The organism is Candidatus Binatus sp. (assembly GCF_036567905.1).
Classification (GTDB): Bacteria; Desulfobacterota; Binatia; order Binatales; family Binataceae; genus Binatus.
The window spans coordinates 1-10,569 of the sequence record NZ_DATCTO010000053.1; the positions used below are offsets into that span (position 1 = coordinate 1).

Consider the following 10,569-nt stretch of genomic DNA (forward strand, 5'->3'; position numbering starts at 1 on the left):
GCCAACGGCGGGCGGCCTTAATATTGGGTGCAGGGCTCAGCCCTGCCCGTTTGACAATACTTTCGCGATTACGGAAAGTCGGACTCCGGCAACGATTGGATAACCGCATGCGCCTTCTGCACACGATGCTCCGGGTGAACAACCTCGACGAGTCGCTCAACTTCTACTGCGACAAGCTCGGGATGAAACTCCTGCGCAAGCACGACTTCCCCGGCGGCGAGTTCACCCTCGCCTTCGTCGGCTACGGCAACGAGCAGGAAACCGCGGTCCTCGAGTTGACCTGGAATTGGGGAACCTCGAAGTACGAAATCGGCACCGCCTACGGGCACATCGCGCTCGGCGTGGACGACATCTACCAAACCTGCGCCGACTTGAAGCTTAAGGGCGTCAACGTCGTGCGCGAGCCCGGCCCGATGAAGCACGGCACGACTCCCATCGCCTTCATCGAGGATCCCAACGGCTACAAGATCGAACTGATACAGCTAAAGTAGGCGCCGATCCCCCTCACAGCCCGAAAAATTCCTTGATCGCCCCGATCGATTCCGCCTCCGTCAACGACGGCGCATGCCCTACTCCCGGCACCTCGACGGCTTTCGTCCGCTTGTGCACGGTGCACATCCGGCTCGCCGTCGCACGCTCCAGGACATCGCTGTCGGCTCCGCGCACGATCAGAATCGGGCACGCGATTCGCGCGTACGGCACCCACAAATCGAGGCGATTCTGCGCGGTCCCGCCGCCAAGCGGCCGCCGCACGCTGGCATCCATCTTCCAGACGAGATCGCCTTGCGCCCCCGGCTTGACCGACCATTTCACTTGCTCGGCGACCACACTGTCCGCCAGCTTCGCCATCGGCGGATAATTCTGCTTGTAGTACTTCACCACTTCGCCGAGATCTTTGAAGCGCTCCGGCGCCTCGCCGACGTAGCTGGCTATTCGCGCCACTCCCGCGGGATCGATTTCGGGACCGATGTCGTTCAGTACCAGCCGCTCGACTCGCTCCGGCCATCCTCCCCCATACATCATCGAGATTATCCCGCCCATCGAGGTGCCAATCAGGCTGGCGCGCGCGCAGCCTAACTGCTCGAGCATCCGCGCCAGGTCGGTCACGTAATTTTGCGGGACGTATTCGGTCGGCGGACCCCACTGGCTGTCGCCGCGGCCGCGCACGTCAACCGAAATCACGTGATAGCTGGGCGTCAGATGAAGCGCGAGCGCGTCGAAGTTGTGCGCGTTGCCGGTCAGCCCATGCACGCATACGACCCACGGCGCGCCGTCGTTGCCGTAGTCGATATAATGAAGCCGAAGACCGTTGGCGCTGACGAATTTGTCCGATGCCATCTTTTATTCTTCGCCGAGTCAGGGTTGCGTATCGCGCACTCCCGCCTTCTCGTACCACAAACGCTCTGGTTGTCGCGAATCTGGCAACCGGCCCGATTTTTTCCGCTTCGTGGCTTTTGTCGCCGCGCCGATAAACTTAACTCTAGCTAATTCTTGACGTACCTGCTATATTAGTATAACTTACAGCATCAAAATTGACGCACGATTACCGGATCAGGGATATTTGCGATGACTCATAGCAACCGCAACTCAAGCTTCAACCTCAATTCCAACGACTCTGCTTTTTCCGACGAGACACTCGATCTCGCCCAATGCCTGATGCCTGAGCCGCCAACCGCCAGGGTCAGGCGCGTCATTGCGGAAAGCTGGACCGATCGCCAAGTTCATGAAATTGCCTGGACCGCGTACGACACCGTCGTCGGCGCCGCCAACGACCTGACTAATCGGCTCTTTGCCGGTCCCGCCGTCGGCAATGTGCTCGGCGGCGCAATCGACATCGTGCTGCGATGGCAGCGGTTCAACGGCGCCGTCGCGGGCGCCTTCTTCGGCGCGCTGTGGCCCGCAGTCGGCCTGCCGGCGGCGACCGAGGTCGAAGCGATTCGGATCGAAGTTCGATCGATGCGCGAGGAACTTCGCGACGCGGTGGCCGAGCGTGACGTGGAGAAATCGACTTCAGCGGCGCGGAAATCCAGCGCTTACCAATTTTCGGCGTGGCCGGGAAGCGACCCGGCGGAGTTCAGCGAGGATGTCGGCCATTAACGAGATCGCTTCGCTGTCGATGGAAGGCACGATGCGCACGCGGTATCGGTCTGCGCTCCGCGCCACCGATCATTGAGAAACAGGCCGCGTAATTACCGCGGCCCATTGGTTGAGCTGCGAGGACGGCAGATGGCGCGATGACTGAGAAGCACCCCACCAGCGGAGAACCGCCGGTTTCGTCGCCGATGCGACCAAAGAAACGGGCAAAATCAGATTCGATGGTTAAGCTTAATCAACCAACCGGCGGGCTCGCGGCGCGCCGAAAATCAGGAGGAGAAAAAATGTCAGAACACAAAGAGACACACTCGGCACACAAACCGCATGATTCGGGAGTGTTCGAGAATATCGGCAATTTGCGCAGCAACCTGTTGAGCGTCAAGGGCGCCAAGAAGATCGCCGCCTGGTACATCGACACCAGCGAGAAAGTCGCCAACCAGGCGATCAATTTCCAGGCCTCCGCCACCAAGTGGGCCAAGGAAACTCCGCTCGCTCCTATCTTCGATGCGCAGATCGAATACGGCAAGAAGTTCGTCGAGCGCTCCGCCAGCGCCGCGCGTTCGCTCTGGCGGCTCGAATAGCCGGTCTTTGCTCCCCTTCCTTGCGGGAAAAGGGCGGCTCGCGCTTGTCCCCCTTCCCATTTTGGGAAGGGGGTAGGGGCTCGGTTGCCTCGCACTCATTCCCGTCCCTATGCAAAAAAGCGCTATTCATGCTGCCGGTTTGTACTGTCACCCACATCCCCCGCACCAACACCTACTCGGCGTTCGGGGCGCGCAGTTCGAGATCCCGCGCAGTCGATTCCATAGCGGAGACAGTTTGTTGTCAGTGAGTTGACCGACTGCTACGTTGCGGTACGATCGTAAGCCTGTCCTCGCGTGGGAGGGATCTCAGATGCAGCGGAGCTTGCTCGTTTTGCTTATTTTCGCATCGACGGCGATCGCGGCGTGCGCGTCGCAGGGCGCGCCAGGCGCCCGCGGCGGTTCGACGGACGTGGTCGTCATGAACGGATGCAGGGTCGATCCGGCGCGAATCTGCAACAACATCCGTGGCCAAAACGTGGACATGAGCAACACCGGGTTGCAGGCCGACCCGCGGATGGTCGAGCAAAATACCGCGCGCACGGCGAATATCTTCGTCCCGGTGAGGAGGCTCAACGGCGACGAAATCTTCCAAGTTGAATGCGGGATGAACACGCTGAATCAATCGGTTAGCTGGGCGAAAGTGATGACCGGTCCGCCCGTCACCGACGACGACGCAAAGTATCTGCGCGCGCGGGGATACTGTTCGGAGCCCTGAGCAATTCTTCATGCGATACTTCACGTCTGAAATTCTGCTCGTCGTCGCCACGATCTTCATGGCGATTCGAGCCGGTGCGCAAGTGCCCGCCAATCCGGCATCGCCCGGAGTGCCGCCCGATTTCGCATCAAGCGCCAACGCGCGGGTGAATTACTATCGCGCGATGGCGAAGCTGCCGCCGGTCGTCAACGACAGCGCCATCAGTGCCGGCGCGTATAATCACGCACGCTATCTCGTCAAGAACGGAATTGCCGGCGGCGATATCGTTCTCGACGGGCAACGACTGCGTATTCAGTCTCCGCAGGACGCTTTCCGATGGGAGGTGAAAGGCAAGCCGTTCTACACCGACGAGGGCGCTTCGGCGGGCAGAGACGCGGTAGTCATAGCCGCGCGGAAGATCGACTTGAGCGGCGCCGACTTCGTCGATCGCATGATGACGATGCCGTTCAGCGGCCTGGTTCCGATGGTGCCGCAATTTTCGGTCGTCGGGCTCGGCGCGTATTGCGACCCGGGTCAGTGCGCGATCGTGATCCCGGGTCGCTTCGCGTTGGAGAAGTCGGTGCGCCTCGCGCTCTACGACGGACCCGCGAGCGATCGACTCTGGAATCCGAGCCTCGGACTCATTCCGATCGAGACAGGCCGGTTGCGATCGCCGGTCGAATTTCCGCCCGACGGCGCCACCGTTAATCTGCAATCGTACGCCGGCGGCGACTACCCAGATCCATTGTCCTCATGTCCCGGCTACAAAGCTCCCACCGGTACTCCGATTTCGATTCAACTCGGAAAAGGTTACGGCCCTGATGGCAGCCTCGAAGTATCGTCGGACTTGGTCTGGCGCGATGGCGTCGAAATCGAAACCTGCCTGATCACTGCGGCGTCGTACGCCGGCCGCAACGCCGAGCAGACCGAGGCGGTCAAGGCGGGACTCGCACGCGGCGGCGCGGCCGTGATGATCCCGCGCGAACCGCTCGCGCCCGGCCACTACAAGGTCGCATTGAAAGAAGCCGGCAAGCTCTACGAGTGGGGCTTCACGGTCGCTGCGCCTGCTCGTCCCGCGCAATCCGCGCCTCGCTAGCCCGCGCCCGGCAGTCGAGCGCAAGCCGCGCCGGGTGCAACTTTCAATTCAAGCGATGGATGGTGCGCCATGAGGGACTTGAACCCCCGACCTGATGATCCGTAGTCATCCGCTCTAATCCACTGAGCTAATGGCGCATCGGAACCTTAGAAATTTTCATATCGCGGCTCCGCGAGCAAGCCGACTCTCGGCGTCCTCGCCCCAAACCTCCAAACAGGCGCGAAGCGCCGCATCCGGATACTGGGTCCAGGGCTCAGCCCTGGCGCCCACCGCGTAGGTGATTTAATTCTGCGCGGCGGGAATCCAGACCGAGACCGTCGTGCCTTCATGCACCTTGCTCTCGATCCGCAGCACGCCTCGGTGCAACTGCACGATGTGCTTGACGATCGCCAGGCCCAGGCCGGTGCCGCCGAGCTCGCGCGAGCGGGCCCGATCGACGCGATAGAATCGCTCGGTCAGGCGCGGGATATCGGCCGCCGGAATTCCCTCTCCCGTGTCCATGACGATCAGCGCGACGCCCGGCTTTGCGTTTGCTCCGTCGGCGCCCGCGATCTCGCGAGCCTCGACCGTGACGCGGCCCTCGCGCGGGGTGTACTTGATCGCGTTGTCGATCAGATTGAGCATCACCTGATGCAAGCGGTCGCGATCGCCGGCCAGCTTCGGCAACCCCGGAGGGCATTTCACTTCCAGCCGCAGGCCGTGGCGTCCCGCCTGCTCCTGCATCAACTCCGCCGCCTCGGACAGCACGCGCATCGGCTCGAGCTGCTCGATCTTGAGCGGAGTCAGCCCGCGCTCCAAATCCGAGAGCGAGACCAGATCGTCGATCAGCCGCGCCAGCCGGCGCGCCTGCCGCTCGATGATGCCGAGAAAGCGCGCCGCGGTTTCGCGATCATCGACGCCTTGAATGAGGGTCTCAGCGTAGCCGTACAGCGCGCTTAGCGGAGTGCGCAGCTCGTGGGTGAGGTTCGAGATGAAGTCGGCGTGCAAAGTCTCGTACGACTTGAGCTGCGTGATGTCGTGAAAGACGAACACCCACGCCGCGCCGCGCGAGGTGCGAATCTGCGCGGCACTGGCGCTGACGTAAAGCGGCGCGGGATTCTGGATCATGATTTCCGCGCTCACGACCTGATTGCCCGCCGATTGCATCGAGCGGCCGGCAAACTCCTGCAGTCGCGGGTCGCGGCATAGCTCGACGAACGGCCGATCGCGATAGTCCGTGTCGGCTCCCAGGGCGAAGATGCGCCGGGCCGAGCCGTTGAGCAGGACCACCTCCCCGCGCGCGCCGGTCACCACCACCGCCTCGGTCATGCTGCGCAGGATCGCCTCGAACTCGTCGCGCTGCTCGGCCAGCGAGTCCACCTCGGCGACGATCGCATCGGCGGCGTCGAGCAAGTGACGCTCCGCACGGCCCATCGCGTCGCTTCCGTTGGGCAGCAGATGCGGTGGCGGACGCCTGTCCTGCAGCGCGGCGGCAACGCCGTCCAGTCTTTCAGCGCGGCGCGACAGCGTGCGTCCGATCGCGGTGGCCGAAATCGCGCCGAACGCAAGCCCGAGCACGATTACGACGGCGACCCACACCGCCGGCGCCGCTCCGGTGGCGGCCAGCACCACCAGCAATATGGCTGCCGGTGCGAGGCCGATTCCTATCGCCGCGATCAGGCCGGTGGTCGGTGATCTATCCAAGCGCTTCGGGGTTGAAGCGATAACCGACGCTTCGCACCGTGAGGATCAATTCCGGATTGGCGTCGTCGCGCTCGATATGCTGGCGCAAGCGGCGCACGTGCACGTCGACGGTTCGCGGTTCGACGAACGTGTCGCGGCCCCATACCATGTCGAGCAGTTGCTCGCGCGTGTACACCCGCATCGGATGCTGCACGAAGAATTTGAGCAGTTCGAACTCGCGCAGCGCAAGCTCCGTGCGCTTGGCGTCCACGAACACCTGGTAGGCGCCGAAGTCCATTCGCAGCCGCCCCTTCTCATACTCACCGCCGCCGGAGTCCGGCTCCGAGAGCGGATTGGCTCGCCGCAGAAGCGCCTTCACGCGCGCGACCAGCTCGCGCGGGCTGAACGGCTTGACCAGGTAATCGTCGGCGCCCATCTCCAGGCCGAGCACCTTGTCCACCTCGGTGCCCTTGGCGGTGACGATCAGTATCGGAAGATGCGCGGTGTCGCGCTCGGCGCGCATCTGGCGGCAGACCTGCAGCCCCGGCATCCCCGGCAGCATCAGGTCGAGCACCATCAGATCGGGCACCCGGCGCTTGACCCGCTCGAGCGCCTGCGCACCGTCGGCCGCCTCCTCGACGATGAAACCCTCCTGGGCGAGGTTGTAGCGGATCAGTTCGCGAATATCGCCGTCGTCTTCAACGATCAGCACGCGGTAGCGAACTCCGCGTTGCGCCTCCGAGACCGCGTTCGTAGCCTGGCTGGTTTGATTCATCGCTTCACCTCCTCCGCCGCTTGCCACTCAAGTTGCCCGCTTCCTGGTTTCGTCGTGACGGATCATCTTGCCCTTGACCATGAACGTCACCATTTCGGCGATGTTGGTCGCGTGATCGGCGATACGCTCGAGATACTTGGAAATGAACAGCAGCCGGGTCGCGGAGCCGATGGTATGCGGATCCTCGGCCATGTAGCTGAGCAGCTCGCGATAGACCTGGTAGTTGAGCAGATCGACTTCGTCGTCGCGCGCGATCACCTGGTCGGCGAGGTCGGTGTCGTCGCGCATAAACGCATCGATGCTGTCCCTGACCATCGACTGCGCGATCTCCGCCATCCGCGGCAAGTCTATGTACGGCTTGAGCTGCGGGACTTCATTCAGTTCCAGCGTGCGCTCGCAGATGTTGACCGCGTTGTCGCCGATTCGTTCCAGGTCGGTGGTGATCTTCAGGCCGGTGGTGATGAAGCGCAGATCGCTGGCGGTCGGCTGATGCAGCGCGAGCAGCCGGATACACTGCTCGTCGACCTCGTTGTCCATCCGATTTACTTCTTCGTCGCGCGCGATCACCTCGCGGGCGTGCTCGCTGTTGCGATTAACCAGCGCGTCGACCGCCTCGGCGATTTGACGCTCCACCAATCCGCCCATCTTGAGCAGACCCGCGCGCAAGCCGCGCAAATCCTCTTCGTACTGCCGGTTGGTATGTTGCGGCTGGGTGTTGTCCATCTTGCTCTTCCCCGATATCAGCCGAATCGCCCGGTGATATAGTCTTCGGTCTCGCGCCGGGTCGGGTTCGTGAATATCTGCTTGGTCTCGCCGTATTCGACCAGGTCGCCCGTGTACAGGAAGGCTGTCATGTCGGAGCAGCGGGCGGCTTGCTGCATGTTGTGGGTCACTATCACGATAGTGTACGCCGACTTCAATTCCAGCAATAGTTCTTCGATGCGCGCGGTCGAGATCGGATCGAGTGCGGAGCATGGCTCGTCCATCAACAGCACCTCGGGCTGAACCGCCAGCGCACGCGCCACGCACAGCCGCTGCTGTTGTCCACCCGACAAGCTGCCGCCCGGCCGCCGCAGCCGATCCTTCACCTCTTCCCAAAGCGCCGCCTGGCGCAGGCTTCGCTCGATTACCTGATCGCGCTCGGCGCGGCTGATCTGCACCCCGTTCAGCGTCAGCCCCGCCGCGACGTTGTCCTCGATCGACATGGTTGGAAAGGGAGTCGGCTTCTGGAACACCATCCCGATTCGCCGCCGCACCTGCACCGGATCGACCCCGTCGCCGTAGATGTTATTCCCGTCGAGCATCACCTCGCCGGTCGCAGTGGCGCCGGGCACCACCTCGTGCATCCGGTTGAGGCATCGCACCAGCGTCGATTTACCGCATCCCGACGGCCCGATGATCGCGGCGATGCGGTCCTGCTCGAAGGCAAGGCTGACATCGTGCAGCGCGCGATTCTTGTGGAAGTACGCGTTGAGATTTTTGACGACCAGCTTTTCCGCCATGGCTACCTTGGCGCTTTCGCCGCCCCGCCCGTCACCCATCGCACGCCCAACTCGAGCGCGAGAATTATCCCCGTCAGCACCAGCGCGCCCGCCCACGCCTGCCGCTGCCAGTCGGCAAACGGCGAAATCGCATAGGTGTAAACCTGAACCGTCAGCGTGTTGATCGGATGAAACAGCGAGGTTGACCAGAACCGGTTGCCGAACGCCGTAAACAGCAGCGGCGCGGTCTCGCCCGAGACTCGGGCCACGGCCAGGATGACGCCGGTGGTGATGCCCGACAGCGCCGTGCGCGCGACCACCGACAGCGTCGTGCGCCAATTCGGCACGCCCAGCGCCAGCGACGCCTCGCGCAGTTCCGGCGGCACCAGCAACACCATCTCTTCGGTGGTGCGCGTGACCAGCGGAATCATGATCGCCGCCAGCGCGACCGAACCGGCCAGCGTCGAGAACCCGCCGAACGGACGCACGATCACCGCGTAGGCAAAGATTCCAATCACGATCGACGGCACCCCCATCAGCACGTTCGCCGAGAAACGCACCCAGTTGGTGAACTGGCTCGCGCGATTGGCCGCCAGATAGAGACCCGCGCCGACCCCGACCGGCACTCCAATCAGGCACGCGATTCCCACCACTTCCAGCGTGCCGACGATCGCGTTGGCCATCCCGCCGCCCTTTTCGCCCACCGGCGCGGGCATGGCCGTGAAGAACGCCCAGTTCAGGCTCGCGACGCCCTTGGTCAGCAAATAGCCAAGCACCAGGAACAGCGGGATCAGCGTCACCATGGTCGCGCCGACCGTGACCGCCATCATCGAATCGCTCTTGAGCTTGCGATAGCGATAGCTGGTCTCGCCGTGAAGAGTGCTGGCGCCGGATGCCATTACTTGCCCGTCTCCCGATAGCGGCGCTGCTGCACGCCGAGCACCAGCGCGCGCGCCACCACGTTGAGCACGATTCCGAGAATCAGCAGCACCAGTCCCAGTTCGATTAGCGCCGCCACATACAGGTCGGAAGTGGCTTCGGCGAATTCGTTGGCGATTACGCTGGCCAGCGTCGCCGCCGGCTTGAACAGCGACGCGGAAATCTGCGCCGAGTTGCCGATTACCATCGCCACCGCGATCGTCTCGCCCAGCGCACGGCCCAGCCCCAGGATGATCGCGCCGATCACGCCGGTCATGCCGTACGGGATTACCGCGGTGGTGACTGTCTCCCACTTGGTCGCGCCGAGCGCGAGCGCGGCCTCGCGCTGCGTATGCGGAACGACGCGAAAGACGTCGGTGCAAACCGACGAAATGTACGGGATGATCATGATGGCGAGGATTACTCCCGCCGAAAGCATCCCGACCGACACCTTGGGCCCCTGGAACAACGCCGTCCAGCCGAACCAATGCGCCAGCGGCGGCTCGACGTAGTCGCGAATCCACGGACCCATCACGAACACGGCCCACAGCCCGTACACGACGCTGGGGATTGCGGCCAGCAGATCGACCAGGAAGCCCAGCCGATGGCTCAGCCAGTCGGGCGCCATCTCGCTCAGGCACAGCGCGACGCCCAGGCTCAGCGGCACCGCGACTGCCAGCGCGATGAACGATGAAACGAAGGTCCCGTAGATAAATGGCAGCGCGCCGTATTGTTCATTAACCGGATCCCAATCTGTGCTGACCAAAAAATGCAGCCCAAATGCCCGAATCGCTGGAAAGCTGTCGGCGATCAGCACCACCGCAAGGCCGAACAGCAACGCGAGAATCGACAGCGCAAGAATAAATGTCGCGGTGTTGAAAATCCGATCGCCGAACAAACGCGCGTGCACCGGCGCTCTGGTGCGCGCGTGCCGGACCGCCGCAATGCTCTCGGACATCGAACCTTCTAATTCGGACAAGCGAACTCTTCCTTCAGAATTTGCTGACCCGCTCATTATCGGCGCCGATCACCACGTCGCGACCGGACTGACCGTCATCGCAATCATACGCATCAAATGTTGCGGGAGTGTTACGAAGGCTGAAAATCGCAGTGAACCCGCGAATCTTCAGCGAAATCTCAAGAAAATGCCGGCTTTTTGGACGGCAAAGAGACACCCATCTCTCACTTTACGAGAGCTTTCCATATCTGGATCTTGGTGATGGGGGCCACACGCGCTTAAGCGCGAGATCCTTCGCTGCGCTCAGGAT

The 10,569-nt window shown here is 62.7% G+C and carries 12 protein-coding genes and 1 tRNA gene; 5 read left to right on the forward strand and 8 right to left on the reverse strand.

Annotated features, from left to right (window positions below):
* The first annotated feature begins 107 nt into the window (after positions 1–107).
* A complete protein-coding gene (gloA, locus tag VIO10_RS08545; RefSeq protein ID WP_331962322.1) occupies positions 108–491 on the forward strand; it encodes a lactoylglutathione lyase in 384 nt (127 codons plus the stop codon).
* 13 nt (positions 492–504) lie between these two features.
* Here gloA and VIO10_RS08550 read toward each other — a convergent pair whose 3' ends face one another.
* Positions 505–1,338, reverse strand: a complete 834-nt coding sequence (locus VIO10_RS08550; protein WP_331962325.1) for an alpha/beta hydrolase — start codon at positions 1,336–1,338, stop codon at positions 505–507.
* Between the two features lie 228 nt (positions 1,339–1,566).
* On the opposite strand from VIO10_RS08550, the gene VIO10_RS08555 reads away from it, so the two are divergent.
* From VIO10_RS08555 to VIO10_RS08570, 4 genes are all read left to right on the forward strand, one after another.
* Entirely contained in the window at positions 1,567–2,097 is a 531-nt protein-coding gene (locus VIO10_RS08555; RefSeq protein ID WP_331962328.1) for a hypothetical protein, read from the forward strand.
* A 281-nt stretch (positions 2,098–2,378) separates the two neighbouring features.
* Positions 2,379–2,675 carry a hypothetical protein gene (locus VIO10_RS08560; protein WP_331962331.1) on the forward strand — a complete coding sequence of 99 codons (297 nt, stop codon included), beginning with the start codon at positions 2,379–2,381 and terminating at the stop codon, positions 2,673–2,675.
* Between the two features lie 310 nt (positions 2,676–2,985).
* Positions 2,986–3,390 carry a hypothetical protein gene (locus tag VIO10_RS08565; protein WP_331962334.1) on the forward strand — a complete coding sequence of 135 codons (405 nt, stop codon included), beginning with the start codon at positions 2,986–2,988 and terminating at the stop codon, positions 3,388–3,390.
* Positions 3,391–3,400: 10 nt separating this feature from the next.
* Positions 3,401–4,465 carry a CAP domain-containing protein gene (locus VIO10_RS08570; RefSeq protein WP_331962337.1) on the forward strand — a complete coding sequence of 355 codons (1,065 nt, stop codon included), beginning with the start codon at positions 3,401–3,403 and terminating at the stop codon, positions 4,463–4,465.
* A gap of 60 nt (positions 4,466–4,525) precedes the next feature.
* Here the strand turns inward: VIO10_RS08570 and VIO10_RS08575 are convergent.
* From VIO10_RS08575 to pstC, 7 genes are all read right to left on the reverse strand, one after another.
* Positions 4,526–4,602: transfer RNA gene (locus tag VIO10_RS08575), tRNA-Arg, on the reverse strand.
* 145 nt (positions 4,603–4,747) lie between these two features.
* Positions 4,748–6,148, reverse strand: a complete 1,401-nt coding sequence (locus VIO10_RS08580) for an ATP-binding protein (RefSeq protein WP_331962340.1) — start codon at positions 6,146–6,148, stop codon at positions 4,748–4,750.
* Positions 6,141–6,902, reverse strand: coding sequence for a response regulator (locus VIO10_RS08585; protein ID WP_331962343.1), 762 nt, complete (start codon positions 6,900–6,902; stop codon positions 6,141–6,143). The genes VIO10_RS08580 and VIO10_RS08585 overlap by 8 nt, the downstream gene beginning before the upstream one ends.
* 27 nt (positions 6,903–6,929) lie before the next feature.
* Complete coding sequence (gene phoU / locus VIO10_RS08590; RefSeq protein WP_331962345.1) at positions 6,930–7,625, reverse strand: phosphate signaling complex protein PhoU; 696 nt, start codon at positions 7,623–7,625, stop codon at positions 6,930–6,932.
* A gap of 17 nt (positions 7,626–7,642) precedes the next feature.
* A complete protein-coding gene (gene pstB, locus VIO10_RS08595) occupies positions 7,643–8,404 on the reverse strand; it encodes a phosphate ABC transporter ATP-binding protein PstB (protein ID WP_349259235.1) in 762 nt (253 codons plus the stop codon).
* A gap of 2 nt (positions 8,405–8,406) precedes the next feature.
* A complete protein-coding gene (pstA, locus tag VIO10_RS08600) occupies positions 8,407–9,282 on the reverse strand; it encodes a phosphate ABC transporter permease PstA (RefSeq protein WP_331962350.1) in 876 nt (291 codons plus the stop codon).
* Positions 9,282–10,259: a phosphate ABC transporter permease subunit PstC gene (pstC, locus tag VIO10_RS08605; protein ID WP_331962353.1), complete on the reverse strand. Its 978-nt coding sequence runs from the start codon at positions 10,257–10,259 to the stop codon at positions 9,282–9,284. The genes pstA and pstC overlap by 1 nt, the downstream gene beginning before the upstream one ends.
* Positions 10,260–10,569: the final 310 nt, after the last annotated feature.